The following is a 26,357-nucleotide window of genomic DNA, read 5'->3' as shown; positions in this document are numbered from 1 at the left end:
TCTATTATCTCTTTTATTATCGTTTTGTGGTGATGTCGTTGGTTAGGGTGACTGTTTGGTCTTTTAGCCGAATGGAAGTGTTGAAGAGGATTCCCAGGTTTTCGAGGACTTCTTCTGGACTATCTGAGAGCGGCAGGCTGCCAGACACGGCGGTTTCGCTTGCGGGCAGGTCGAGCGTGGAGAGCCTGAGGTCATAGAGCTCTGCCAATGTCCCCAGGACTTCCGGCAGGCGCTCGTTGTCCATTTTCAGCCTTCGGTCTTTCCATGAGATCAGCTTTTCGGGATGTGTGAGGCGCCTGGACTGGAGTTCGCCTGCATCAGGATTTACCTTGACGGATTCCCCGGGAGTCATGAGGTGCTCGGCGTTCCCGTTTTTTCCCTCGTAGCCCAGCATCACGCTTCCTTCGATCAGCGTGACCTTGTCCACCGCTCCGGTATTTTTCACGCTAAACTGCGTGCCCAGCACGGTGATGCCCAGATTGCTGCCTCCGTTCACCTCAAATGTCCTCCCCTCAGGATCCTTCTCTATGGAGAAAAAAGCCTCTCCTTCCAGCGTCACTTTTCTGTCAAATCCCGACATCCTCCCGATGCTGTAGCTGAGAGTGGAATGGGAGTTGAGCGTGACTGAGGAGCTATCGGGGAGTCGCAGCTCCAGGATCTCGTCAGCTCCGGTCTGATAGAGGACTTCCTTCCTGCCTGTCCCTAGCCAAACCGAAAATGCCGAGATCAGCAAGACGGCGAAGGAGGCGGCTATTTTGGCTTTTCGCCAGGCTGCCATCCGCCGGATGTCCTGCGCATCCCTTACCTCGATTTCCTTTCGGATCGCTTCAAACATCTTGTTTTTCAAAGCGACTTTTTCGCTTTCTTCTAGTCTGTCCAAATAGTCCTGGTCGTTCTGCATGCCGTTCAAGTTTCTCAGGCGCTATCCGGTCTTTTTTGGATAGTTGGGTTGGTTTTCGTTCTATTAGTCATCTGAGATTGTTTTTTCCTCCATGGGAGGGTTGGAAAAAGTGCGATTTTTTTTGAATTGGTGTAAAATGTGCGAATGGTGGGTGTTTTTGCCCTAGTGTAGCCAGATCAAGGTGTCTTGGGCGAGGGCTAGCACTCCTGTCAGCGTCAGCTCACGAAGGCTGACCCGGAGGTCTTTGATCGCACGGATAAGGTGTTTTTCGACCGTGCTGACCGAGATTTCCATGACTTCGGCGATCTCTCGGTAGCTGAGTCCTTTGTTGTAGCGAAGTTTGTATGCTTTTTTTCGCTGGCTGGGGAAGTGTCGGATGATTCCCTTGATGGTGAGTCTGAGGTCTTTGAACTGGATCATCTCTTCCACCGTGAGCCCCAGTTCGCTGTCTTGGCTCTTGAGCGTTTCCAGGTATTTCACGCGTACCGCACGGGACTTGTATTGGTTGATGATCCGAAAGTGCACGCAGGAGTGCAGGTAGGTGGAGAGGGATTGCTGGACATCGATGGCCTTGCGCCGCACCCAAATGTCGATGAACACTTCCTGCACGATGCCTTCCACCACCTCCCGCTGGTTGAGTTTCCTCATGCCAAAGTTGAACAGCATGGGCCAATAGCGGTTGTAGATCTCCTCAAACGCCGAATCGGAGTCGTCCTTGATCCTTTCAAGCAACCTTTTTTCATAGAGCTCTTTCTCGGACATAGGAGTGCAGGGAAAAAGTGTGTATTAATCCATTGGTATTTTTTAAACAGGGTTAGATATTGGTTTCAATTGAGTAAAAAAATGTTTGAATGTCAAATAATGGTTTGCAAAAATTACAAATACTGACAAAATGTTGTAAAAAGTGATAAATATGGTTTATTCAATCGTTTTCCTGAAATCGTGTTTTTTTGTGCCCGATACACTAACCTTTTTTGTGGGAAACGCCGATTCTTTGTGTGGGAAAAAAGGGAAATTACCGCGCTTTTGTGCGAGAAAGCCATTGGAAAGCGAGGTTTGGCCAGTTTTTTCCAGAGGACCAGCGGAATTTCCGGTTCTGGTTTTTTGAAGAAGATGAATTTGATAGGGCTTCTGCCCTATTTCCGAGTGCCCGCAAGCTGGAAATAGGGCCAAAGCCTTTCTGGCCAAGAAGTGGTGGGTTTATTTTTCCGGATACCAGATTTTGGAAACCCCCAGTGTGCCATTGAACTCGAATGGGGCTTGCTCGTAATACTCCAGCGACACAGGAGAGCCCAAGTCGCTTCCGAAATCAAGGCAGTCGTTGGCGGTGAAGGTCAGCGGTGCAGTCATCGGCACCTGTCCTTTGGCTACTTCCTTGCCGTTGACTTTCATGACCACATCCATTGGTGAGCCGTGTTTCTCCGAGGTCAGTCGGGATTCTATTTCTATCGTGACCTTGCCGGTAGGGAGCTTTTCGGAGGATTTGATGTGGGTTCTGGTGATTTCAAAAAGGTTGTACTCGTAAGAGAGGTAGCCATCCTTGACATAGCAGGCCAAGCCGCCGGAGAACCCGCCGAGGGCGTATAGCACGCCGTTGGCATTTTCTGGCACGGTGACTTCCATGCTTACGTTGTTGTCAAATTTGCCAAGCTTGGGAGCGGTGAATTCCGGCATGCGGGTGATCGGCCCGCTGAAAGTCCAGTCGGTATAGGACGTGGCCGGGGCATCTTCTGGATGGTAGACCACCGACCAGAGCCCGCCTCCTATCGGCAGGTTTTTGTTTTTGGCGGATTCCACCAAAAACATCTGCTTCATTTCTTCCAGCTTTTTCGGATTTGAGGAGGATAGGTCATTGGCTTGGCTCCAGTCCTCTTCGAGATTATAGAGTTCCCAGGTGTCGTCCATCGGATTCCAGGTGGCTGCGCCAGGAGGCAGGCCCGGCTTCCAGGGGATCCTCAGGCCAAAAGCGCTGGCAAACCAGCCGTCGTAGTACAGTCCCCGACTGCCCATGATGTCAAAAAATTGGGTTTTTCGGGTTCCTTCGGCTTTTGCGTCTGCAAAGGTGTAGTTCATCGGTACGCCGTTGATCTCATCTTGGGGGAAGCCGTTGACCACCTTAGGATCTTGTATGTCCACAGCATCGTAGATCGTCGGTACGATGTCGATCACGTGGTGGAATTGGGGTCTGGGGGTATTGTCATGTTTGATTTTGGTGGGTCAGGAGATCGCCATGGGCTGACGGGTACCGCCAAAATGTGCCGCGACCAGTTTGGTGGATTTGTATGGGGTAGCTCCAGCCCAGGCCCAGCCGGCGTGATACATGTTGTCTGTCTTTGGGGAGCCGAGCGCGTCTAGGCCTCCGAGCTCGTCCAGTGCGTCGATGTGCTGCTGGATGGTAGTGGGGATGCCGTTTTGGGCCAAGAGCTCACTGATGCTCCCGTTTTGCCCCTCTGCAGAGGAGCCATTGTCACCCCAGATGTAGAAGACCAGGGTGTTGTCCATCCTTCCCTGGTTTTCCAGCTCATCGAGAAGCAGGCCTACATTGTGGTCGGCGTGCTCGGCATAGCCAGCGAACACCTCCATGAGTCGGCTTTGGAACGCCCGCTCGGACTCTGGGATATTCTCCCAGCCGTCCATTGTCTTATCCCGTTCGGTGAGTTGGGCATCTTGGGGAATCCAGCCCAGTTCTTTTTGGCGCTTAAACGCCCGCTCACGATAGGCGTCCCAACCGCTGTCAAACTTGCCCTTGTACTTGTCTGCCCATTCTTTGGTCACGTGATGAGGGCCATGTACGGCTCCAGGAGCCCAATACATGAAAAAAGGCTTGTCCGGGGCAAAAGCCTGCTGCTCCCTCAGCCAGCGGATGGCGTCCTCGGCAATGTCCTCGGTGAGGTGGTAGTAGTCGTGGCCTTGGGTGGTCTCGGGATGCTCTACCACGGTGGTGTTTCGCACGAGGTGCGGCTCATACTGGGAAGCTTCTCCGGCCAGGAAGCCGTAGAAATACTCAAAGCCGTAGCCGGTCGGCCAATAGTCAAAGGGGCCCTTGGACGTGGTCTGCTCGGCTGGGGTGTTGTGCCATTTGCCGAAAGCGCTGGTGTTGTAGCCATAGGCTTTGAGCACTTCGGCCACCGTGGCGGAGGTTTTTGGGATCGTACCGCTAAAGCCGTCCCAGTCATTGGCGAGCTCCGCGATCTGCCCGTTGCCGACCACGGTGTGGTTTCGGCCGGTGAGGATAGAGGCCCGGGTAGGGGAGCACATGGCCGTGGAGTGGAAGCGGTTGTATGAAATGCCCAGGTCTGCAATCCTGCTCAGATTTGGGGTGTTGATCCCTCCTCCATAGGTCGAGGGCGTACCCGGACCTGCATCGTCTATGAGGATGATCAGGATATTGGGCGCATCCTTGGACAGACGCTGAGGGTCGGTCCGCTTCTGATAGGTGGAGGTCTGCATGGTCAGCCCTGCCTGGCTAGCCGAGGGTGTCGGCGGGAAGGGAAGGACGTCTTGGGCCTGTAGAGCCATAGGGAAAATTCCTGACGCGATCAGGAATAGTGCTTTTCTTAAAATCTTCATGGAAAGGGGGCAAAAAAACTGTTGAAAGAACATCCAGAACAGCCGTCTGCTGTATTCGGACTATGTAGATACGCGATTCAAAAACTTACATCAAAAGCTCTTTTAGACGCTTTGGCTGCCGCAAAGATTTGCTCTTGATAATGTGAAGTAAACTTCTTGGCCATTCTTAAGTGGCTTTGGCATTGAAAATAGGATGAACGCAAGTATAAAAAAAGCAGCTTAGTCCTAAAAACATCATTTAGTCGATGCAGTCCCGGTTGAAACTCTATGTTTTGGCGTGGAATTCGGGCTCGGGCAGAATTTTAGTCTGTTTGATGCTGTTAGCTATCCTTGATCTTCGTGTTTAGGTGTCATCGGAGATTTTTAGCTATCCAAACAACCATCCGATTCGATCCATTGGTTTTATAGGGGGTGTATGAACAGCCAGCCAATATTCTTCCGAAATTTTGACCAGCGGCATCATCTCCGAAGGCATTTTCTTTAAATTACCTCCGCGCTTTTCTGGGCCACCCATATACAGCAGGATAGTCTCAGAAGGCCTTTTTTATAGGTTTAGACCTAGTCCACAGCCCCCAAAATGAACCTGTCAGACCACGCTAGCTGGAAATATAAACTGTCCAATTCCCACCAACTCGGTGGCATCGAAACCTCCGTCATCGACAACGGCCCCGGGCGCGGCGTCCGCATCGCTTGGGTCAACACCGGCACGGGACTGCGCTACAAGCTCGTGCTGGACAGGGGCATGGATATCCTGGATGCTTTTCACAGCCAGCACAGCCTCGCCTGGATCTCCCATGCGGGCATGATGGCGCCCCAGCTTTTTGGCAACAAGGGCATCGAGTGGCTGAGGACTTTCGGCGGGGGACTGCTGACTACCTGCGGACTTTCCAATGCCGGGCCTCCCAACGAGGACGAAGGCGGTGCCAAGGGCTTGCACGGCAACTATTCCAATTCCGCCGCCGAGCTCATCTCGATCAAGCAGCCCGATATTTTCACGGGAGACTTGGATTTTGAGATCGTGGCCAAAGTACGGGAGACGAGCACCTTTGGGCCGAGCCTGGAGATGCTTCGGACGATCTCCGGAACCATCGGCTCCGCAGAGATCCGCATCCAAGACCGGGTCACCAACCGAGGCAACACGCCCGCTCCCCACATGCTGCTCTACCATATCAACTGCGGCTGGCCGCTGATCGACGAGGGCACGAGGATCATTTGGCTGGGGGAGAAAAAGCCCAAGGCGACGGATGCCAACAACACCGATTTCAATCGCAAACACGAGTTTACCCGCTGTGCGCCGCCCATGGATGCCCATGCGGGCTTTGGCGAAGACGTCGCTTTCATCGATCCGAAGGCGGGCGAAAATGGCCAAGTGGTCTGCGGCTACGCCAATGACAGCTTGGCGCTGGCGCTGAAGATCAGCTTTTCCAAAGCCCAGATGCCTTGGCTGATCAACTGGCAGCATTGGGGGAAAAACGAGTATGTAACCGCCCTGGAGCCTGCTACCCATCCGCCGATAGGACAAGCCGCGGCGAGGGAAAATGGGACGCTGATCCTGCTCGAGCCCGGGGAAAGCAGAACCTACGACCTAAGGCTGGAGGTGCTGACGGGGAAGGAAGTGGGGGAGTTTAAGTAGCTAGAGTCAAGAGCCTAGAACCGAGAATGCAGTAGCAAGTAGCTAGTATCAAGTGTCATGACGCAAGGCGCTTAGCAAGTATCAAAGACATAAGACCCTAGACATAAGACACTCGATTTAGAAAGTACGATATACGAGAGCAAGAAGAGTCCTTGTAAGAGCTGTCGAGTGGTTTCTTCAAATATCGAATCTCAAATTTCAAATCATTAAATCTCAAATAACAACTAACGAATAACCCGACATTACCATGAGTTTAGCCAAAAAGGCCCTAGAGCAGGGCGAAGGAATACTGAGACTGACGCCTACCTGGGTGCCGAGATCTTTTTGCGTACCGGGAAGAAGAATCAAACTTCACCCGGACGACTACTATGCGCTTGGGGGCGAGCGTGGAGGCATTGACGAGCGTTGGTTTTCTTCCACCACTCCGGCCGAAAACGGCCCACTGACTTCCAAAAACGAAGGCCTTTCCCATATCGCCTACGAGGAAGGCGGCAAGACCGAGCTTTTCCTTCTGAAGGACGCCATTGCCGAGTTGGGCGCCGAGATTATCGGTTCCAGGCTTTGGGACAAATACAAGTCCTGGCCGATGTACTCCAAGTTTTTTGACAACATGGGCCCGCTGCCGCACCACATCCACCCCAGCGATGAGTTTGGCAAGCTGAGCGGCCAAAATGGAAAGCCTGAGGCCTATTACTTTCCGCCTCAGGTCAATAACCACGGCGGGGATTTTCCCTACACCTTCTTCGGCATCGCGCCGGGCACGAGCAAGGAGACCATTCTCCAGTGCCTGAAGGATTTCAAAAAAGGCGACAACAAGATCACCAACTATTCCCAGGCCTTCCGTCTGCAGCCGGGCACGGGTTGGGATGTGCCTCCGGGGATGCTTCACGCGCCGGGATCGCTCTGTACCTACGAGCCGCAAAAGGCTTCCGACATCTTTGCGATGTACCAGTCTCTGGTCAACGAGGCGATCATTCCTGAGGAATTGCTTTGGAACGCCACCCCGAAAGACCGATGGGGAGACTACGACCTGCTCGTGGAGATGATCGATTGGGATCTGAACGTGAATCCAAACCTCATGGACAACCACTTCATGGCGCCAAAGCCCGTGGAGGATGAGGAAATAATGCACGCTGCGGGCTACCACGATGCCTGGATCTGCTACCGCGCCCGTGACTATTCTGCCAAGGAACTGACCATCTTCCCAGGCCAAACCGTCACCATCACCGACAGCGCCGCCTACGGCATGATCATGATGCAGGGACACGGCACCATGGGCGTGTGGGATATCGAGACGCCTTCCTTGATCCGCTTTGGACAGCTGACGCACGACGAGTATTTCGTCAGCGAAAAGGCCGCCAAGGCCGGTGTGAAAATCACCAACCTGTCCAAAACCGATCCCATCGTGATGCTGAAGCACTTCGGTCCGGATAATCCGGATTTGAAAGTGATTTAAGATTTAAGAAGTACGATTTACGAGGTTTTTACAAGCTAGATCGTCCCTTCAGAAATAAGCATTTTGAAAAAAGAGAGAAGGTGGCGATTCATGAAAAAGGCAGAGACGCTTGATTGTGAAAACTTTCCAACTTTACAACCTTTCAACTAAATAACAATGAACAATTTCCCAAAACTCCATAACGCCACTTGGCCGGGACTGGTCGGCAAAGGCCCCGACTCCGAGCCGGTGATCCCTTTTGACTCGCTTCTTGAGATGACCGCCGCCGCCGAGGTGGACGGGGTCAAGTTTGACGGTATCGACGTGGGGCTCTTGGAGCCGCATTTTGACCTGAACAATCCCGACGAAGCCAAGAAGCTGGCGGATAAAGTCTCCAAATACAACCTCAAAGTCGGCTCTCTGGTCGCTCCGATCTGGGCTGGTTCCGCGATGGGGACTGCCGATCAGCGCAAGACCTTCGTGGAGATGGTACGTAAGTCCTGCGAGTTTGGACAAAAACTCAAAGAGCTCGGCGTGAGAAGCTACGGTGTGGTCCGCATCGACTCCGCCGCAGGCGTCTCAGACTGGGCCAAAGACCCTGAAGCCAACACCAAACTGATTGCACAGACTTTCCAAGAAGCGGCGGAAGTGGCCGATGGCTTTGGCGAAAAGCTGGCCGCCGAGGGCGAAATCTGCTGGGGAGCCATGCACAGCTGGAAGCACATGGTGCAGTTGCTGGAGATGGTGGATCGCAAAAATGTTGGTTTCCAAGCCGACATGTCCCATACCTTCCTCTACACCATGGGCTACAATGCCCCCGAGCATCGCATCCTACCCGAAGGAGCCGACCTGAAGGACCGTGAGGCGGTCAAAGCCGCCCTGAAAACGGTGACGGACGCCCTTCGCCCTTGGACGATTGACTTCCACGTGGCGCAAAACGACGGCTCGGTTTTCGGTTCGGGATCGCATGACAAGACCGGCCGCCACTGCCAGGCTACCGATCCAAACGGCGTGCTCGACATCGCGCACGACGCGGGCTACTGGCTGCGGGACGAGAAAGGCAATTTGACCAAGGCTTTCCAGCACATCTGCTGGGATGGCTGCATGTTCCCAAACCAGGTGATGAACGACCAGCAAACCTGGAACGACATCCTTGCCGCAATGGCCAAAGTGCGCGAAGCGCATGGATGGAAGTGATTCGAGATTACCACCATCTGTCGGCTTTGCAATTTCAAATTTCAAACCCTTCAAATTTCAAATTCAATTAACATGAGCAATAAGAAACTAATCCGCATCGGACTCATCGGCACTGGACTGATGGGCCGCATCCATACCAATGGCTACAAGCGTTTGGCCGACTTTTTCCCAGAATACGAATACAACCCCGTACTACAGGCCTGCTGCTCCCGTCGGGAGGAAAAAGCCAAGGCCTTTGCCGAGCAGTGGGGCTATGCCTCCTATGAGACTGACTGGCGCAAGGTCATCGAGCGGTACGACATCGACGCGGTGGACATCTGTACGCCAAACGACAAGCATGCGGAGATCGCCATTGCGGCTGCGAAAGCAGGCAAGATGATCCTCTGCGAAAAGCCTCTCGCACGCACCGTGGCCGAAGCAGAAGGTATGCTGAAGGCAGTCGAAGAAGCGGGTGTGAAAAATACCGTTTGGTACAACTACCGTCGTATTCCTGCCGTGACCTTGGCCAAAAACATTGTGGCTTCAGGCAAGCTGGGCAAGATTTTCCACTACCGCGCCAACTTCCTCCAAGACTGGACGATCAATCCCGATCTGCCCCAGGGTGGTGATGCGCTTTGGAGATTGGATGCAGCTGCGGCGGGGTCTGGCGTGACCGGCGACTTGCTCGCACACTGCGTGGATACCGCGATGTGGATCAACGGCGGGATCAAAGACGTCTCAGCAGTCACCGAGACATTTATCAAAGAGCGCGTTCATACCGCTTCGGGAGAAAAGCAGAAAGTCGGTATCGACGACGCCTGTATCTTCCATTGCCACTTTGACAACGGTTCCTTGGGGCTCTTCGAAGCAACCCGATATGCGCGAGGCCACAAGGCTCTTTATACGCTGGAGATCAACGGGGAGCATGCATCCATTCGCTGGGATCTACATGATCTGACCCGCTTGGAGTACTTTGACCATAGCGATGAGGGCAAGGTGCGGGGCTGGAGGTCCATCCACGTGACGGACGGAGACCATCCGTATATGAACCGCTGGTGGATTCCGGGCACTTCGATTGGATACGAGCATTCCTTTATCCACCAAGTTTCGGATTTCTTCCTGAGCTTGCAGACTGGCGAACCTTGCCATCCTACCTTCCGGGATGCTTTTGAGACCCAAAAAGTTTGCGAAGCGGTCATCGAATCGGCAAACTCCAGAGCCTGGAAAGATACTGGTGTCGAGTGGGTGGAGAAAGTGTGAAAGCTGAAGTATGAAATATGAAGGAGTCCAAGTCGAAAGGCTTGGATTTTTTTATGGTCAAATACCCGTGATTTGTAGTTTAAAAAGTGCAATTAGTTTTTTGTCTAAAATATTCTTCAATTTTCTATTGGAATATTGGGTTCAAAATATTTTCTTGGGAGTGATAAATTTTTAATCATATGTCTTACAAACCAAACCAAACCAAACCAAACCAAACCAAACTTTGCTTTAGGTAGAATTTTCGTTGCGGTCATTCTCGGACTGCTGGTGGCTTCCTGCATAGAGGAAGAAAGTGATCAAATTTCTGATTCCCTTAACCCTGAGATCCAATCTGCCAAGGTTTGGTATGAGCAGGTGGAGACCTTGGGTGAGGGAAGTGAAAATGCCCGCAAGTTCAAAAATGGAAAGGGTAAACCAAATTGGGCCAATTCCAAAGTATATCGTCAATCGGACGGGAAAAAGGTCATAGAAGTCCAGTTTGACTACGAAGAAATAGCAATTCCTGAATATTTAGAGACTGAGGAGTTAGATGAGAAATCGGTACTTCAGACCTTAATTCTATTTCCAAAGCCGGACGGAAGCTATGTGCCATATTTTTTAAATGTTTATCCAGACGATCCAGAGCAAAAATTTGAGAGGAGAGACTTTGTGGAAGGTGGCTACCAGAAAATTCCAGGCGAGTTTAATGGTGTGTATTGGTTCTATAGGTGGAATGGCGAGTTCATAAGCGGCTGGCGTATCAAAGACGGTGTGAAGACCCATCGAATCAAAGAGGCGAAAGAGGGTGAACTGTCCGGGAAGTCATCTCGGATGTCCAGTTATTCTGTTTATTGTTATCAATTGGTGACTACTTGGTACCAATATACTTGTATGGAAGGGTTTGGGTGTACTCAGCCAGTTCAAGTCGGCGAAACAGCGGTATATCAATGCGAACTAGTATTGGCCCCGCCATCAACTGATCCAGGGTCTAACGGAGGAGGCGGGGGAGGTACGCCGCCCAATACCGACGGGGAATGTGAAGAACCCGAAGGGAATTTGGAAGGAGTGACTGTGGACTGCTATGAAGAACATGAGTTGGATTCGGAAGAAGTAATTGACTATATAGAAAACGATCTGTATAAAATGCTAAACCCGTGCGAAAAAGAGTTGATTAGATCGGATCCAAAGTATGCGGCAGATGCAATAGTAATTTATCTTAACATGATAGAAGCGGAAAGCAAGACAATTGAAACTTTTGGAATTAATGGCTGGAATGATTGCTCTGATGCTTTTCGGCATGCCTATTGGAATGCTCTGATGACTAGATCCAATGGCGTTGCAAGTGCTGCGTTGTTTGGCACTGCTCATGAATGTGTTGTATCTAATCCAAACTTGGAGAATCAGATGGATTTGCACAATAACAACATTGGAAGAACTATTGCCTCGAACAATCCTAGTCTTAGTAATTCAGATATTGTGGGCCAAATTTTGAATTCGATAACAAATGGAGAATTGAGGATAATAAGTAATCTTGCTCCAAGTGGTCGTATTACTTTAAATTCAACTCTTGTTTCCTCTTTGTCATGCCAAATTCCAAATTGATTTTAGTTTTTATGTCGTTGCTTGCTTCTTCCTGCCTGTCCAGCACGGATGACAAGTGTCAAGAAATAAAAGGCGACAAGCTCCTTTTCCAAGATTCCATTTCAAGCGGTCTGGAGGGTGATAGAGGTATCTACAAGGTTTCCATCCAGCTGCGTGGAATGGTGGAAAATGAAGTCCAGTTCAACGGTTTGAATCTTCCTGCCGGAAAGATCGATACGGTAATGGACCACGTGGACCAATATGCTCCCTATTTCTACTATGATTTGGAAAATGGTTCCGCTGGTGAAGTGGACTTGGAAGTTTGTGTCAATTTCTACTATTCGCGTTAGGCAGATGCCGGGAAATTCTGAGGTATGAAATTAAAAAGTCCAAGTCGAAAGGCTTGGACTTTTTTAGTTAGGCTCTTCGACGTAGCTCCTAGTCCTGGAGAATACTGTGGCTTGGGAAAGTGAGCGGAGGAGTTTCCTGTGTCAGAATACCCCTGGCGGTCAGGAAACGCCGTTCGTTTGACATCTTTTCGTGTGAAAAAGTGTGTTTATGTACATTTATTCATTTGAAAAAGTGTTGACATTGACGTATTTTCGTTTGAAAAAATGTCATAGGGCTTAGTCCTTTCTTTCTGTCTATAGATGAATCGATACTTGTTGAAGGAATTAGAGCGTTGGAGAAGCGCTCCTGGAAGAAAACCATTGGTGATTCGCGGAGCGAGGCAGGTCGGCAAAACCTGGCTGATGAGGGAGTTTGGCAGCCTGCATTTTCCCAACCAGCTTTATGTGAATTTTGAGACAAACCGCACTGCGAAATTGCTTTTCGAGCAAGGGCTCGACCTGTCTAGGATCATCCAGGGATTGGAGATCCAAGCAGGCAAGCCCATCGATGCGAGCCAGACTCTTTTGGTGTTTGATGAAATTCAAGAATGCCCCGAGGCATTGACATCTCTTAAGTATTTTCAAGAGCAGGCCCCCGAGTATGCAATTTTGGCTGCTGGCTCGCTGTTGGGCGTGGCATTGCATGGGCATAGGTCCTTTCCTGTGGGGAAAGTCGAGTTTTTGGATCTTTTCCCGCTGTCGTTTTCCGAATTTCTGGAGGCGATAGGAGAAAAGCCCCTCGCGGAGCTCTTAGGGCAGCTGGATTGGGACTTGCTTTCTCCTTTTCGTGAAAAGCTGGTTCAGTGCCTGAGAACCTACTATTTCGTGGGGGGAATGCCGGAGGCGGTAAAAACCTACGCCGAGCATAAGGACTTCTTTGCGGCCAGGAAGGTCCAAAAGCGCATTTTGGATGCCTATGAACAGGATTTTTCCAAGCACGCCCCCGTTGAGGTGGTTCCCAGAATCCGTATGGTGTGGAATTCCATTCCGGCACAGCTTGCGAAGGAAAACAAGAAGTTTATTTTCAGTCAATTGCGGCAGGGAGCTAGAGCTAAGGACTTTGAGTTGGCGCTGCAGTGGCTGGCGGATTGTGGCTTGATCCACAGGGTCTCAAGAGTGTCCAAGCCGGGCTATCCATTAAAAGCCTATGAGGATTTTGCTGCTTTCAAGGTGTATTTGATGGATCTCGGGATCTTGGGAGCGATGGTAGACATGGATCCCAAGTCGATTTTGGAAGGAAACAGGCTTTTTACTGAATTCAAAGGAGCAATGTCCGAGCAGTTTGTGCTACAGGAGCTGGTCGCTCACGGGCAAACGCTTTTTTACTGGTCGGCCGACAGGGGTGTTGCGGAGTTGGATTTCGTCCTTCAGCATGGTGGAAAAGTAGTTCCGGTCGAAGTGAAGGCAGAGGAAAACCTGAAGGCAAAAAGCCTGAGGCTGGTTTCGGATAATTTTCCGGAGAGCTTGCCGGTAAGGACATCGATGTCGGATTTTCGGGAGGAATCTTGGATGACGAATTTTCCGCTTTTTGCCATCGGCAAGCTGATGTACTATCTGGATAGAAAATAAGGCGCTACTACACCATCCCATACACCGCCATAAAATGGCATGCCGTGCCAGCCAACACAAAAATATGCCAAACTGTGTGGTAGAAAGGCTTGTCGCTTTGGACATAGAAAAATACCCCAGCGGTGTAGGCAAGGCCTCCGGCTCCTACCCAAGCCAAGGTTTCGAAGCTGATTTTCGCTGCGATATCTTCCAGAAAGAAAACCGCCAACCAGCCCATCAGCAGGTAGATCGCCACGGACAGCACTTTGAATCTGCCGGTAAAAAACAGCTTGAGTACGCTGCCAGCCAACACCGAGCCCCAAAGAATCCCCAGAAAGATCATCGCCTGTCTAGGAGCTAGCACCGTGAGCATCATCGGTGTGTAGGATCCGGCGATCAGAAAGTAGATCGAGATATGATCCAAGACTTGGAGCCTGGCTTTATTCCTAGGGCTGCGGGCGGAATGATAAAGCGTAGAAAAGGTATAAACCATCACCACCCCTAGGCTGAAGACCGCAGCTCCCACCAGGGCGGAAGGTTCCTGGTTTTCCATCGCCTTCCGGATTAAAAAAGGAATCGCAACCAAAGCTGCCAGCAGCCCGATCCCATGGGAAAGGGCGTTGGCTAGTTCTTCTCGGGGGCTTTGGGGACGCTTGGGCATGGGCGGACTTTCTGCCCGAAGCTAAGCAAAAATGGAAAACCTTGACAAACTGTGGGAGCGAGTCCGCCTGTCCGGGGCAATTTCACTCTCGGCCATCATGCGCTACCCAGAGTAGCCGATCCGTGTCGTAGCCCGCATTTTGGGCGATTTTGAGATATTCTTCCTTGATGCTTTGTGGGATACTGGTGTCACGGGAGAGGATCCAAAGATAGTCCAGGCTCTCTCCGGCGACCAGCGCGTAGCGGTAGTCGGCATCCAAGGCGATGACGTTGTACCCCGAATAAAAGGGCCCGAAAAAAGAAACCTTCAGCCTGGCCACACTGTCCGCACCGGCGAATTTGGCCTTGCCTTTCGCCTCTTCCCATTCCTGCTTTTTGGTATTGTAGCCCCGATTTAGGACTTGGATGGCGCCGTCGTCCCGGAGTGAGTATTCTGCCGTGGTGTTGTTGAGGTCCTCCTCGTATTTGAAGTCGATGCGGGCGATCTCATACCACTTGCCCAGGTACTTGTTGGCGTCGAATGGACTGACTGCAGTCGCACCATCTGGGATGCCCGGTGAGCAGGAGACAAGTGCGACTAGGATTGAAAAAAAGGAAACAAAGGGAAGAATAGGTCTTTTCATAGTCTGGTCTCAGGTTGGTTATTAAAACGTGATGCAATCTCGAGACCAAAGTCCGAACGTTTTGGTTTTGTTCCGTTTTTGGGCTTTTTCCATACCAAAGATCAGAAAGAGCCTGCCAAGTCAGGGTAGTCAAGACCTCAGGCTGGGTAGCCATTTCTACGGGAAAAGAAGGCAAAAGGAGCAGTGGCTTTTAGGTGAAGAAACAAGTCCCTACACCCGCTCCACCGGCAGGTAGATGTCAAACGTAGCCCCCTGCCCGAGCTGTCCCGAGGCGCCGATGCTGCCGCCGTGGTTTTCGGCGATTTTCTTTACGATGGATAGGCCTATGCCGGTGCCTTTGTACTCGCTCTTGCCATGTAGGCGCTGGAAAAGCTCAAAAATGCGGTCCTTGTACTCCTGCTCGAAGCCAATGCCGTTGTCGCTGAGCTGGATGTGCCAGTAGTGTCGGTCTTGGGGCAGGTGCTTCACCGGTACTGCCGTGCCAGGAATGCGCTCGGCCGAAATGGTGATCCGAAGCGGGGTGTCGGGCCTGGAAAACTTGATCGAGTTGCTGATCAGGTTGTAAAACATCTGCTGAAACTGGAAATGGATCACGTTCACTTCCACAAAGTCTTTCAGGACGATCTCTCCCTGTTTTTCGTCGAGCTCTTCCCTGAGGTCCTGCTTGATGCGCTCGAGGATGGAGGCCAAGGACACTTTTTGGTAGACGTGCTCGGCGGTGTTGGTGCGGGAGTAGGCGAGGAGGTCATTGATGAGGGCTTGCATCTGCTCGGCGGAGCGCTGCATCCGGGCAAAGAGCTCCCTGCCCTTGTCGGAGAGGTTGGCCTGTTCCTTTTCGAGGATGCGCGAGGCAAAGGTCTGGATCTTGCGCAGCGGCTCCTGTAGGTCGTGGCTGGAGATGTAGGCAAAGGACTGCAGCTCCTTGTTCATGCGCTGCAGCTCGGCGTTTTTCTCCTCCAATTCGGTCTTTTTAGCTTCGAGGGCGTCGGCGGCTTCCTTTTTGTCGGAGAGGTCGTGCGTCACTTTCGAGAAGCCGATGACTTCCCCTTGGTTGTTGTGCACCGCGGTGATGACTACACTCGCCCAAAAGAGGGAGCCATCCTTTTTGACCCGCCAGCCTTCCTGGGTGGATCTGCCTTGGCTTGCGGCCGTGGCCAGCAGCTGCTGGGGAAGTCCTCGCACTTGGTCTTCCGCCGTGTAAAAGCTGGAAAAGCTCCTGCCCACGATCTCATGGGCTTTGTAGTATTTGATCTTTTCGGCGCCGGCATTCCAGTTTTCCACGATACCGTCGCGGTTGAGATAGAAGATGGCGTAGTCCTGCACCTCGGCTACGATATGGTGAAACCGCTCCTCGCTTTTCTTGAGGGAGTCGTTGAGCAGCAGGAGCTCGGCGGTGCGCTCGTTGACCTGACGTTCGAGCTCGTCCCGGAAGTCCTTCTGTTCCTGGATGTCGGTATTGCTGCCAAACCATTGGGAAATGGCGCCTTTTTCGTCATAGACCGGCATGACCCGAGTGAGGAACTGCCGGAAGTTCCCGTCTTTTCCCTTGATCGGGAAAGTCATCTCAAAGATCTCTCCCTGCTCCAAGGAATGCTTCCAGCGAGCCAAGACGGTGTCCAGTACTTCGGGATCGTGGACGGATTGCCAGCCCCAGCCCTCCATTTCCTCGGGGGTCTTTCCTGTGTACTCGTACCATTTTTTGTTGTACCAGTAGATCCATCCGTCGGCGTTGGCCATCCAGGCGAGATTGGGGATGTTGTCCGCCATGGCCCGAAATAAGGCCTCGCTTTCGGAGATTTTCTGGCGGGCGACCACCTGGTCCGTGACGTCTATCCCCACGGCCATGGTACGGTCTATCTCTCCCGAAGAGTTGAACAAGGGCTCAAAGCTGAAGTTGACATAGGTGGTTTCCAGCTTGCCCTGGCGTCGGAGCTCCACCGGGAACTCAGAGGCGCTGAAAATCTCCCCGGTCTGGTAAACTTGGTCCAAAATACCCTGGATCTCCTGGGAGAGCAGCTCGGGCATGGCTTCGAAGATAGGACGGTGGAGTACCTCTTCCGCCGTTCTTCCCCAGAGTTGCAGGGATCGGTTGTTGGCAATCTCCGTGATGAACTGCGGCCCTTGAAAGATGGCGATGGAGACCGGAGCCTGATGGATCATGGATCGGAGCCTACGCTCGCTTTCCTCCAGCTTCCTTTTCGTCAGGACGGTGTCGGTCGTCTCCGTACAGGTGACCACTACGCCGTTTACCCTGCCGCTGTCGTCGTAGGCGGCACTGTAGCAAAAGGTCCAATAGATGTCCTCCGTGCGCCCGTTGCGATAGAAGGCCACGAGCTGATCCTGAAAAGACACCGGCTCGGCGCTGTTCATCACCTGCTCGATCAGCGGGCCGATGAAGTCCCAGATGTCGGCCCAGACTTCCTTGCCCTTTTTTCCTATCGCCGGATGCTTGCCGTTGTTGCCAAGGCTGGGGCGGTAGGCGTCGTTGTAGAAACACAACAGCTCTTCACCCCAAAAGAGAAACATGGGGAAGGGGGAGCTCAGTATCACGCCGAGCGTGGAGCGGAGGCTGATTTCCCAGGACTCAATTGGCCCCAGCGAGGTCTTGCTCCAGTCGTTTTGCAAAATGAGTTTGCCCATTTCGCCGCCTTTGGCGAGGAATGGAAAATCGGATGGGTTGGGTGCGTATTCCATGTCAGAGCAGTACCAAAAAGTTGCTTCGGTGAGGCTGCCTACTGCTATTTTGCTGCCAAAGTGAAAGCGCTTTGCCGATGACTGATTTTAGGTTGGAAAAATCCCCTTCCTTTCGGACATAATACAGGGCTCCCAGGTTGTAGAGCGACTCCATCACCTCGGGATTGGCTGACGTGGAGTAGATGATGATGGGGATTGCGTTCAGCTTTTCGTGCTTCTTGATTTCGGCCAGACACTCTGCTCCGGACTTGCTGGGCATGTTGAGGTCGAGGAAGATCACGTGGGGCAGCTGGTGCATGTTTTCCTCCAAGAATCCCATCAGCTCCAGGCCGTTGTTGACCACGTGCAGGGTGGCGCTGACTAGCAGCTCGTCCAGGGCATCTTGGAAAAACATGCGGTCGTCTTCGTCGTCGTCGGCGAGCAGGATGGAGAAATTTTCGTCTGTCATTTTAGGGCGCTGATCAGCTCCACGCGCTCAGGCGTGGCGATGCAAAGCATCAATATAAGACGAAAGCCCCGTTGTTTTAAAGAATTTTTACAAACATCCCCCTTTTGCCGCCCGGAAAACCAATGTAATTAGTTCTCGATTCGATCCAGAATCGCTTCCATCTGGGCGATCTCTTCCTGCTGGGATTGGATGATCTGGTCAGCCAAATCCTTCACTTCCGGATCGCTGAGCTGGGCATGCTTACTGGTCAGAATAGCAGAGGAGTGGTGGGGGATCATGGCCTTCATGTACTGCCGGTCGCCGATGGGAGTTTGGGTGCGGAGAAGCACGAGCGCAATGGCAAACACCGCTACACTTGCAAGTGAGATTGCCCAGTTGATTTTTTTACTGGGGTACATGTGCGGCATCATCCAGAGCATGGTCAGTGCCATGGGCGAGACCATGAGTAGAGTCATGTAGAATCGGGTAGCACTGAGGTGGATATGCCCCAGGCTGTCCACATTGAGAAACATTGCCGCATACATGGTCACGCAGGAGATGCCCAGCATGATGGTGTATTTTCCGTACGAGCCTCTTTTTTCTTGATGTTCCATCTTTCTTTGGTTTTGGGTGTGAGTGGCTGGAGGAGGGTTTTTGGCTTCGGAAAGTCACGAAAGCCCTTCCTTCAGCTCCTTTTTCGTTTCATGACAGGTGTCGCAATACTCAGGCCTCTTTGTGTTCCCAAAAGGTGAGGGCGGATCGGTCTCAAATTTGAACCGCATAGGTCCGCAGCCGAAAGCCTATCCAAGCGACTGCATTGAAAACCAGATCTGTTTAATCCCAAAACGGCATAACGATGACAAAGAACCACGGGCCCAGCATCAAGGACGATGCAAAATACGAAGCGCTCAGAAAGGAGGGCATGAGCAAGCAGAAGGCGGCGCGTATCGCCAATACCCCAGACGCTGGCGAGCGGGGTGGAAGTGCAAAAGACTACGAGGATAGAACCAGGCAAGAGCTCTATGAAAAAGCGAAGCAGGTGGGCATCCCCGGTCGCAGCAAAATGAACAAGGCACAATTGATCTACGCACTCAGACACAATTAAACTACCGTCCGGCCGGATTCGCTCAGGCCGCAACGCCATCATGCTATGGGGAAGCCAAAGAAATTCAAAGCGCAGTCGCAGGAACTGCCGGGACAGCAGCACAAAATGGTGCCCGAACCGGAAGTGATCCGAAAGGGATATGAGGGGGCCGACAAGCTCAGGGGAAAGGTGGCTCTCATCACCGGCGGAGACAGCGGGATCGGGAGAAGCGTAGCCGTACATTTTGCCCGTGAGGGCGCGGACGTGGCCATCAGCTACCTCAGCGAGGTCCAGGACGCCAAGCAGACTAAAAAACTGGTTGAGGCTGAAGGGGGGAAATGCATCTTGATCAAGGGCGATATCCGATCCGAAAGAGTCTGCAAGAAAGTCGTGGACACCACGCTCAAAAAGCTGGGCGGACTCAATATACTCGTGAACAACGCCGCAGTGCAGTTCCCGAAAGATTCCCTGCAGGAAATTAGTTCCAAGCAACTTTTGGAGACTTTCGAGACCAATATTTTTTCGTTTTTCTACTTGGCCAAGCTCGCCTTGTCGCATCTCAAAACGGGCGACAGCATCATCAACACCAGCTCGGTCACCACCTACCGGGGGAGCGAGCATCTGGTGGACTACGCCAGCACTAAGGGAGCGATCGTGGGGTTCACCCGCTCGCTGGCCAAGATGTTGGCGCCAGACGGGATTCGTGTAAACGGCGTCGCGCCGGGCCCGATCTGGACCCCGCTCATTCCGGCGACTTTCGATGATGTGGAGAAGTTTGGTACGGATACGCCCATGGGACGGGCGGGGCAGCCCAGCGAGGTAGCTCCAGCCTATGTGTTTTTGGCGTCAGCGGACAGCTCCTACATGACCGGGCAGTTTATCCACGTCAACGGAGGAGAGATCGTAGGAGGGTAGGGCAGGTGGCAGTGGGCAGTGTTCAGTAGGCAGTCTGCAGCCTACTGCCTACCGCTTACTGCAAACAGCTCCCTGCCTACTGTTTCATTCCTGGTCAAAGATCTTTCTGCCTGAAAGCTTTACCAGCTGGGATTCGTTGGTGAGATCGAGGCGCAGCGGGGTCATCGATACGAGGTTGTGCTCTATGGCGTAGCGGTCGGTGCCTTCGTCGGCTGGCTCCAAGGGGACTACCGTGATCCAATAGAGCGGGCGGCCCATGGGATCTTCGACGGGTTTGACCAGTCCGTCGTACTGCCGTATGGATTGGCGTGTCCAGACGATTCCTTCGGGCGCAAAGGGGAAGTTGACGTTGACCAGCATGGGGACGTCCTCTCCGATCAGGTAGGCGATGACCTGCCGGATGTAAGGACTCATTTGCTCAAAATCGTATTCATCCGTCTGTGTTGGAGTACTCAGGGCGACTCCTTTTACCCCAAGCAGCGCCGCCTGCTTTGCGCCAGCCAAGGTGCCCGAATGCCACATAGAGTTCCCGAGGTTTGGGCCCAGGTTGATTCCCGACAGGACGATGTCCACTTTTTCCCAGTGGAAGCAGCCCAGGGAGACGCAGTCCGCTGGGGTTCCGTTTACTCGATATGCGTCGAAATTCCCCACTTTCGTTTTGCGGTAGGAAAGCGGCCTGCTTGCCGTGATGGCGTGGCCCATGGAAGATTGCTCCACGTGGGGTGCGACGATTCGCACTTTGCCAAATTCTGAGGCGATTTCCGCCAGTTTGAGGATTCCAGGGCTGTAGATGCCGTCGTCGTTTGTGATCAGGATATTCATAGCAAGTAGGTTTAGTCATGTTTTTGTATGCAAATAGCAAGCAAGGCTTACTGTAACATCCCTATGAAAATCATTCTCCTGTATAATCCCAACGCCGGAACCGAGGATTTTGACCTCGCGGAGGTCATCGGCTCCCTGGAGCGCCAAGGAGCCAGAGTCGTCGCCCAAAACACCAAGGAAGAGGGCTTCGAAGACATTTTTAAACTCAACTATGACCTGGTCCTCATCGCCGGCGGAGACGGGACGGTCGAGAAGATCCTCCTGGAGCTGCACGACTCCAAGGTGCCCATCTCACTTTTGCCGGCTGGCAACGCCAACAACATCGCCGGAAGCCTCGGGATCGCAGGCTTCTACCCCGACACGGTCAAAAACTTCCAGCAGGAAAATTTCCAGAAGCTGAGCGTGGGCGTTTTTGAGACGGAGGGGGAAAAGGGCCGCTTCATCGAGGGCGTAGGCTGGGGGCTTTTCACCGCGCTGTTGCAGCAGATCGAGCGGGGAGAAAAGGAAGAGTCACCCAATGGCGACAAGGTCGACTTCGGCAGCAAGCATCTCCGCAAGCTGCCCAAGGAACTTCCAGCCCAAGACTACGAGATCGAGATAGATGGCAAGGACTACTCCGGAAGCTACCTCTGGATCGAGGTGATGAACACCCGTCAGCTGGGGCCCCAGCTGGTATTGGCGAAGGAAGCCGACCACAGCGACGAGTACCTGGACGTGATGCTGGTCAAGGAGGAGCAGCTGAAGGAGCTGCAGGATTTCCTCAAGGCCCATGAAAAAGAGGAGGTCGCTAGCCCTTTTGAGACCATCAAAGCCAAAAAGGTCAAAGTCAAAACACACTTGCCCTTTCATGTGGACGACTCGGTAGTGGAACACAAGTCTCTTTATGAAGGTACTCCCCAGGTCAAGATCAAGCTGCAAAAGCACCAACTGACGCTACTGAACACCGATCCAAAAAGCTTCAAAAAGAACTAACATGAAATCCAACAGTATAGTGCTCCGCTTTGCGCTGCTGGTGCTAGGCGTATTTTTCCTTGTGAATGGAATGGTCCTGGCCGAGGTGTTTTTGGTTCCGCTGGTTTTTGGGGTGATGCTGACCTTGGTCTGCATCCCCTTGGCGCGGAAGTTTGAGAAAAAGGGAGTTTCCCGCGGCCTCGCGTCGTTTGCCAGCGTCGTTTTGTGTATTCTGGTTTACGTGGCCTTTTTTGCCGTGATCGCCATCCAAGTGGGGAGCGTCTCGGAGCGTTGGCCGGAGATAGAGGAGAAGCTCAGCCCACGGCTCAACGAGGCCGTGGAGATGATAGAGGGGAAAACGGGGCTCAACGTGCGGGAGCAGATGCCCCAATGGCTCGACAGTCCAAGTGGCAATGCTTCTGAAGAAGACCAAGCCCAGGCCGAGCAGGAAAACGAAACCAGCGATGAAGAAGCCTTATCCGAACTGCAAGCCGAAGGCAAGTTTGAAAATGGGCAGTCCCAATCCCCCAAAACCGGAAGCCAAGCCATCTCCGACGGCGTGAAGAAGCAGCTCGGGCAAGTCGCGGTAAACCTCTTTGGGTTCCTCGGCAATTCCTTTTTGACCTTTGTGTATCTCTTTTTCCTCCTCAACTACCGCAATAAAGTCAAGCTGTCCATCCTTCGGTTTTTCTCGGGAGAAAAGCGAAAGCGTGTCAAGGAAGTACTGGAAGAGTCCGTGCAGCTGGCGCTCAATTTCCTCGGCGGGCGCTTTTTGCTCATCTTTTTTCTCGCGGTGATCTACACCGCGGGCATGCTGATCGCCGGGGTGGAAAATGCCATCTTGATCAGCGTTATTGCGGCCATTTTGTCCCTGATCCCCTACCTGGGTGTGATCATCGGCTATGTTTTGGCCATCGTCATGGCGCTGGTGGGTGGCGCGGAGACCTGGTCCTTGATCGTCGTTTCGGTGACCTACGGCGCTGCCCAGTTTATCGAAAGCTACATCCTGGAGCCCTTTGTGGTGGGGGACAAGGTGAACCTGAATCCCCTTTCCACCATTATCGTGGTGGTCTTGGGGAGTGCGGTCTGGGGCGTGGCGGGGATGATCCTCAGCATTCCCCTTGCCGGGATCTGCAAGATCGTCTTTGACTCGGTGGACAAGCTGGAGCCGCTCGGCTATATGCTGGGCGAGGAGGACGTGGGAGACGAGGATCAAGAGGGTTTCTTGAGCCGCTGGGGCGAAAAGCTCCGGGGAAAGCTGGGGAAAAATTGAATGGGAGTATCCTCAATGTTGAAAGTTTCACATTCCAAAAAGAGGTCTGTTGCGGATTCTCGTCCACGGTCCACAGACGACAGTCCACGGCTAGAGGAAATGCAAGTCTAAGATGAATCTATTTGTCTACTTGTATGATTGAGGAGAGTTGTTGATTTAAAAGCGTTGTGCTTTTCTCGGTTTGCTGCTTTAGTCGGCAAGCCGATTTTTTTTTTTTGCCTGGTCGTCCTCCTTCTTTCGCCTTCGTTTTACTTTCTCCCGCCTCGTTTTAGCATGCTAAACCAGGTCTCTTGGCATACGGCTTCTGAGTCAACGATTCCACAAGATGGGGAAGGGGGAGGATTTACTGGAGGTTAGCAAACCGGAAAGCGGACCGATTTCGATTCTGTTTTTCAATAAGCTGATTCGAAATCATCGTTTGAAATGGTCTCTATTTTTGACAAAACCTTTTGAATCTGATGGGTTTTGAGGGTTTTGTGAAATATGGTTTTGTTTTTCTGGAGAGAAGGCTTACGGCGAATAGCATCAAAAAGCTTTTTGGAAAAGCTTTTGAAATAAAGAGTTAGACAGCCCGCCATTGAACTGGGCTGGATATAACCAAGAAAACCATGAAAACGCAATTGATCATATATCCCGCACTGGTCGGGATGCTCTTCGTCGCTTGCGGAGAGAAAGAAAAAAATTCCTACACCGAAGCTATGCAGGAAGAGGTAGCGATGGAACCGGCCGCGCCAATAGAACCGCTTGGCCAGCATGCGCTGGTGGATACCCTGCTGCTGCCGGATCCCCTGAAAATCATCCTGCAAAAGGACGAGGCGACTTCGCTGGAAAACATCAAAAGCCTCCGGAAATACAACGAGGAGGGCACGGACTATTACGAAATCGTCTTTGTACAGCCTATCAACGGCAAGGATACCATCACCTATGACAACCTGGGCAAAATCAAAAGCCCGGATCTGAACTAGGTGTTGAAGGTGAATCGAGCGTGATCCTTTTTTGAAAGCTATACTAAACTAAACCAACTTAACCATGAATTCAATCGATCAGCAGTCTCCTGAGATCCACAAAAAGGATTTGCAGGGAAAGGAAGCCGTGGACAAAATCCGCGCCTTGATAGACAAGGCAGGCTCCTGCTTCTTTGTCACGCAGGCCAATTTCAACGCGTCACATCAGTCTAGGCCCATGGCGGTACAGAAGACCGATGAGCTGGGGCACGTGTGGTTTCTCAGTGCCAAAGACAGCGTCAAAAACATGGAGCTGGCGCAGGACAAGACCGTGACGCTGTATTTTCAGGGAAGCTCCTATTCGGACTTTCTCGAACTTAATGGGCATGCGATCGTCAGCGACGACCGCGAGAAAATCAAGGAGCTTTGGGATCCGACCGTCAAGGCTTGGTTTACCGAAGGGGTGGACGATCCTCGGATCTCTGTAATCGAATTTATCCCGGATACTGGCTACTATTGGGACAACAAGCACGGCAATGCCGTCGCAGGAATCAAGGTCTTGATCAGTGCCGTGACGGGTACGACGATGGATGATTCCATCGAGGGAAATCTGATCGTTTGACGGGTGACGGATTTCCGGGAGTAAAAGTGTAGTTCCGAATGGAGCTGCACTTTTTTTTTGTCGAATAGCTGTGTTGAGACGTTCTGATCAGATACTCTGGTGAGAGGCTAGCTGCGGATGCTTGGGTTTTAGAGGCTGTTTCTGCCGATTGTCAAATAAATTCCGTGAAATGTATGTAGCGGGAAGTTTTTTAGGGCAAATGTCTAAATTCGCGGAACCTGCTTTTTTGAAGCTTTTAAACTTACCCATTGCTATGAGAATTTTCCCCCTGCTCCTCGGTGTGCTGCTTGCAGCCGGGAGTTTTGCGCAGCAGCGTCCCGCCCAGGACCGACCCAACGTCATCATCATCCTCACCGACGACCAAGGCTACAAGGATGTGGGCTTCAACGGCAGCACGGACATCCCTACGCCGGGGATAGACCGGATCGCCGACAGCGGCGTGGTCTTCACCTCCGGCTACGTGTCCTATGCGGTCTGCGGCCCAAGCCGCGCGGGCCTGCTTACGGGCAGGTATCAGGACAGGTTTGGTTTTTCGAAAAACCCGCTTTTTGCTCCGAATGATCCGCAGATGGGCCTGCCCCTCAGCGAAGAGACCATGGCAGATCTGCTGAAAAAGGCGGGCTACGCCACGGCTGCTTTTGGCAAGTGGCACATGGGAGCGCATCCCGACCTCTATCCCAACAAGCGCGGTTTCGACGAGTTTTATGGCTTTCTCTCCGGCGGGCACAATTATTTCCCCGAGGACTATACCGTCGCGGACATTACCCAGGCCAAATCCCAGATGGACGGCTATCGTACCCGCCTGCTGCGCAACACCGAGCGGGTAGACGAGACGGAGTACCTGACGGATGCGCTGTCCCGCGAAGCGGTAGACTTCGTCGAAAGGCACCATGAGGAGCCCTTTTTCATCTATTTGGCCTACAATGCGCCACATACTCCCTTGCAGGCGACCGAGAAATACCTAAGCCGCTTCGCCCACATCGAAGATCCCAAGCGACGAACTTATGCGGCGATGGTGAGCGCCGTGGACGACGGGGTGGACGCCCTGCTGGACAAGCTGGACGAGCTGGGCATCACTGACAATACGTTGGTGTTTTTCCTTTCCGACAATGGCGGCCCTTCGCCCCACAATGCCTCGGACAATTCCCCGCTGCGGGGATTCAAGGGGGACTTCTTCGAGGGAGGTATCCGCGTGCCTTTTGCCGTTCAGTGGAAGGGCGTGATTCCTGCCGGTATCCGATATGACGCTCCAGTGATCTCCTTGGATATCTTTGCCACGGCCGCCGCTACCTCCCAGGCTAGTCCCAAAAACGAACTGGACGGGGTCAACCTCGTTCCCTACCTGACTGGGGAAAACCAAGGCTTGCCGCATGAGCAGCTGTTTTGGAGAAACTATCAGGCGGGCAAGTTTGCCGTACGCACGCCAGAGAGCAAGCAGATCACCACGGCCAAGGAAACGCTTCTTTTCGACATCCAGAATGATATTTCCGAATCCAGAAACTTGGCAGCAGACGAGGCCAAGCGCGCTGCGCAGCTGAGCCAGCGGGTGGAAGAGTGGAAAAAGACCCTGATGGATCCCATCTTTATGGGCCTATCCGAAGACAAAAAATACTCCGAGCTCCACCCGGATAGGTTTGGGAAGTAGGGGTTGAATGAAGTATATGTGTAGGGAATTTCTTGCTCTATCCTCTGGTACAGTCAGCACCTGGGGTGGGATTTATCTCTGCCATGCCGTGAGGGAGGAATATATCTCATGTTCAAAGAGATTTAATAAAAGATATTAGGCATGAACATTAGAAATTAGGACGGAAAAGGTTTATGCCCGGTGTAATAAAAAGTTAGTAATTCGAACTTCCAAAAGAGATTTTAA

25 protein-coding genes are annotated in these 26,357 nt (G+C 52.4%); 14 read left to right on the top strand and 11 right to left on the bottom strand.

Features of this window, described 5'->3' with window-relative positions; genetic code table 11:
* Positions 1-16 precede the first annotated feature (16 nt).
* The 5 genes from J0A68_RS08845 to J0A68_RS08825 all read right to left on the bottom strand — a co-directional run bounded on the left by J0A68_RS08845 (position 17) and on the right by J0A68_RS08825 (position 4,471).
* Positions 17-901 (bottom strand): FecR family protein, encoded by an 885-nt coding sequence (locus J0A68_RS08845; RefSeq protein ID WP_206577848.1) that lies wholly within the window; start codon positions 899-901, stop codon positions 17-19.
* Between the two features lie 162 nt (positions 902-1,063).
* A complete protein-coding gene (locus J0A68_RS08840; protein ID WP_206577847.1) occupies positions 1,064-1,663 on the bottom strand; it encodes an RNA polymerase sigma-70 factor in 600 nt (199 codons plus the stop codon).
* Between the two features lie 156 nt (positions 1,664-1,819).
* Positions 1,820-2,089, bottom strand: a complete 270-nt coding sequence (locus J0A68_RS08835; RefSeq protein ID WP_206577846.1) for a hypothetical protein — start codon at positions 2,087-2,089, stop codon at positions 1,820-1,822.
* A gap of 12 nt (positions 2,090-2,101) precedes the next feature.
* Positions 2,102-3,070, bottom strand: coding sequence for a hypothetical protein (locus J0A68_RS08830; RefSeq protein ID WP_206577845.1), 969 nt, complete (start codon positions 3,068-3,070; stop codon positions 2,102-2,104).
* 48 nt (positions 3,071-3,118) lie between these two features.
* Positions 3,119-4,471, bottom strand: a complete 1,353-nt coding sequence (locus J0A68_RS08825) for a sulfatase-like hydrolase/transferase (RefSeq protein WP_206577844.1) — start codon at positions 4,469-4,471, stop codon at positions 3,119-3,121.
* A 577-nt stretch (positions 4,472-5,048) separates the two neighbouring features.
* Here J0A68_RS08825 and J0A68_RS08820 point away from each other — a divergent pair.
* The 7 genes from J0A68_RS08820 to J0A68_RS08790 all read left to right on the top strand — a co-directional run bounded on the left by J0A68_RS08820 (position 5,049) and on the right by J0A68_RS08790 (position 13,493).
* A complete protein-coding gene (locus tag J0A68_RS08820; protein ID WP_206577843.1) occupies positions 5,049-6,104 on the top strand; it encodes an aldose 1-epimerase family protein in 1,056 nt (351 codons plus the stop codon).
* Positions 6,105-6,351: 247 nt separating this feature from the next.
* On the top strand, positions 6,352-7,560 hold the full coding sequence (locus J0A68_RS08815; RefSeq protein ID WP_206577842.1) for a cupin domain-containing protein: 1,209 nt from the start codon (positions 6,352-6,354) through the stop codon (positions 7,558-7,560).
* Between the two features lie 156 nt (positions 7,561-7,716).
* Positions 7,717-8,736 (top strand): sugar phosphate isomerase/epimerase family protein, encoded by a 1,020-nt coding sequence (locus J0A68_RS08810; RefSeq protein WP_206577841.1) that lies wholly within the window; start codon positions 7,717-7,719, stop codon positions 8,734-8,736.
* Between the two features lie 72 nt (positions 8,737-8,808).
* Positions 8,809-9,975: a Gfo/Idh/MocA family protein gene (locus tag J0A68_RS08805; protein WP_206577840.1), complete on the top strand. Its 1,167-nt coding sequence runs from the start codon at positions 8,809-8,811 to the stop codon at positions 9,973-9,975.
* Positions 9,976-10,110: 135 nt separating this feature from the next.
* Entirely contained in the window at positions 10,111-11,556 is a 1,446-nt protein-coding gene (locus J0A68_RS08800) for a DUF6973 domain-containing protein (protein WP_206577839.1), read from the top strand.
* A gap of 11 nt (positions 11,557-11,567) precedes the next feature.
* Complete coding sequence (locus J0A68_RS08795) at positions 11,568-11,885, top strand: hypothetical protein (RefSeq protein WP_206577838.1); 318 nt, start codon at positions 11,568-11,570, stop codon at positions 11,883-11,885.
* A gap of 363 nt (positions 11,886-12,248) precedes the next feature.
* Positions 12,249-13,493 (top strand): ATP-binding protein, encoded by a 1,245-nt coding sequence (locus tag J0A68_RS08790; RefSeq protein WP_317195098.1) that lies wholly within the window; start codon positions 12,249-12,251, stop codon positions 13,491-13,493.
* 7 nt (positions 13,494-13,500) lie between these two features.
* On the opposite strand, the gene trhA is transcribed toward J0A68_RS08790, so the two are convergent.
* The 5 genes from trhA to J0A68_RS08765 all read right to left on the bottom strand — a co-directional run bounded on the left by trhA (position 13,501) and on the right by J0A68_RS08765 (position 18,490).
* The gene (gene trhA / locus J0A68_RS08785; RefSeq protein WP_206577836.1) at positions 13,501-14,133 is read right to left on the bottom strand and encodes a PAQR family membrane homeostasis protein TrhA; all 633 of its coding nucleotides are present in this window, start codon (positions 14,131-14,133) and stop codon (positions 13,501-13,503) included.
* Positions 14,134-14,215: 82 nt separating this feature from the next.
* The gene (locus J0A68_RS08780) at positions 14,216-14,755 is read right to left on the bottom strand and encodes a lipocalin family protein (RefSeq protein ID WP_206577835.1); all 540 of its coding nucleotides are present in this window, start codon (positions 14,753-14,755) and stop codon (positions 14,216-14,218) included.
* A gap of 210 nt (positions 14,756-14,965) precedes the next feature.
* Positions 14,966-17,449, bottom strand: coding sequence for a PAS domain-containing sensor histidine kinase (locus tag J0A68_RS08775; protein ID WP_206577834.1), 2,484 nt, complete (start codon positions 17,447-17,449; stop codon positions 14,966-14,968).
* A 1-nt stretch (position 17,450) separates the two neighbouring features.
* A complete protein-coding gene (locus J0A68_RS08770) occupies positions 17,451-17,897 on the bottom strand; it encodes a response regulator (RefSeq protein WP_206577833.1) in 447 nt (148 codons plus the stop codon).
* Positions 17,898-18,025: 128 nt separating this feature from the next.
* Positions 18,026-18,490, bottom strand: a complete 465-nt coding sequence (locus J0A68_RS08765) for a DUF305 domain-containing protein (protein ID WP_206577832.1) — start codon at positions 18,488-18,490, stop codon at positions 18,026-18,028.
* A gap of 242 nt (positions 18,491-18,732) precedes the next feature.
* Here J0A68_RS08765 and J0A68_RS08760 point away from each other — a divergent pair, with 242 nt between their 5' ends.
* Together J0A68_RS08760 and J0A68_RS08755 are read left to right on the top strand one after the other, a co-directional pair.
* Positions 18,733-18,981 (top strand): Rho termination factor N-terminal domain-containing protein, encoded by a 249-nt coding sequence (locus J0A68_RS08760; RefSeq protein ID WP_206577831.1) that lies wholly within the window; start codon positions 18,733-18,735, stop codon positions 18,979-18,981.
* Positions 18,982-19,026: 45 nt separating this feature from the next.
* Positions 19,027-19,875, top strand: coding sequence for an SDR family oxidoreductase (locus J0A68_RS08755; RefSeq protein WP_206577830.1), 849 nt, complete (start codon positions 19,027-19,029; stop codon positions 19,873-19,875).
* Between the two features lie 84 nt (positions 19,876-19,959).
* On the opposite strand, the gene surE is transcribed toward J0A68_RS08755, so the two are convergent.
* On the bottom strand, positions 19,960-20,697 hold the full coding sequence (gene surE / locus J0A68_RS08750; RefSeq protein ID WP_206577829.1) for a 5'/3'-nucleotidase SurE: 738 nt from the start codon (positions 20,695-20,697) through the stop codon (positions 19,960-19,962).
* A 63-nt stretch (positions 20,698-20,760) separates the two neighbouring features.
* Here surE and J0A68_RS08745 point away from each other — a divergent pair, with 63 nt between their 5' ends.
* The 5 genes from J0A68_RS08745 (at position 20,761) to J0A68_RS08725 (ending at position 26,132) form a co-directional block, all read left to right on the top strand.
* Complete coding sequence (locus tag J0A68_RS08745) at positions 20,761-21,669, top strand: diacylglycerol/lipid kinase family protein (protein WP_206577828.1); 909 nt, start codon at positions 20,761-20,763, stop codon at positions 21,667-21,669.
* A 1-nt stretch (position 21,670) separates the two neighbouring features.
* Positions 21,671-22,921, top strand: a complete 1,251-nt coding sequence (locus tag J0A68_RS08740) for an AI-2E family transporter (protein WP_206577827.1) — start codon at positions 21,671-21,673, stop codon at positions 22,919-22,921.
* A 608-nt stretch (positions 22,922-23,529) separates the two neighbouring features.
* Positions 23,530-23,886 (top strand): hypothetical protein, encoded by a 357-nt coding sequence (locus J0A68_RS08735; RefSeq protein WP_206577826.1) that lies wholly within the window; start codon positions 23,530-23,532, stop codon positions 23,884-23,886.
* Between the two features lie 64 nt (positions 23,887-23,950).
* Positions 23,951-24,487: a pyridoxamine 5'-phosphate oxidase family protein gene (locus tag J0A68_RS08730; RefSeq protein ID WP_206577825.1), complete on the top strand. Its 537-nt coding sequence runs from the start codon at positions 23,951-23,953 to the stop codon at positions 24,485-24,487.
* Positions 24,488-24,740: 253 nt separating this feature from the next.
* Positions 24,741-26,132 (top strand): sulfatase-like hydrolase/transferase, encoded by a 1,392-nt coding sequence (locus J0A68_RS08725; RefSeq protein ID WP_206577824.1) that lies wholly within the window; start codon positions 24,741-24,743, stop codon positions 26,130-26,132.
* Positions 26,133-26,357 lie beyond the last annotated feature (225 nt).

Source organism: Algoriphagus oliviformis, assembly GCF_017254915.1.
GTDB lineage: Bacteria > Bacteroidota > Bacteroidia > Cytophagales > Cyclobacteriaceae > Algoriphagus > Algoriphagus oliviformis.
Note: the sequence above shows the minus strand (reverse complement) of the source record. Positions and strands in the feature narration are given on the sequence as shown.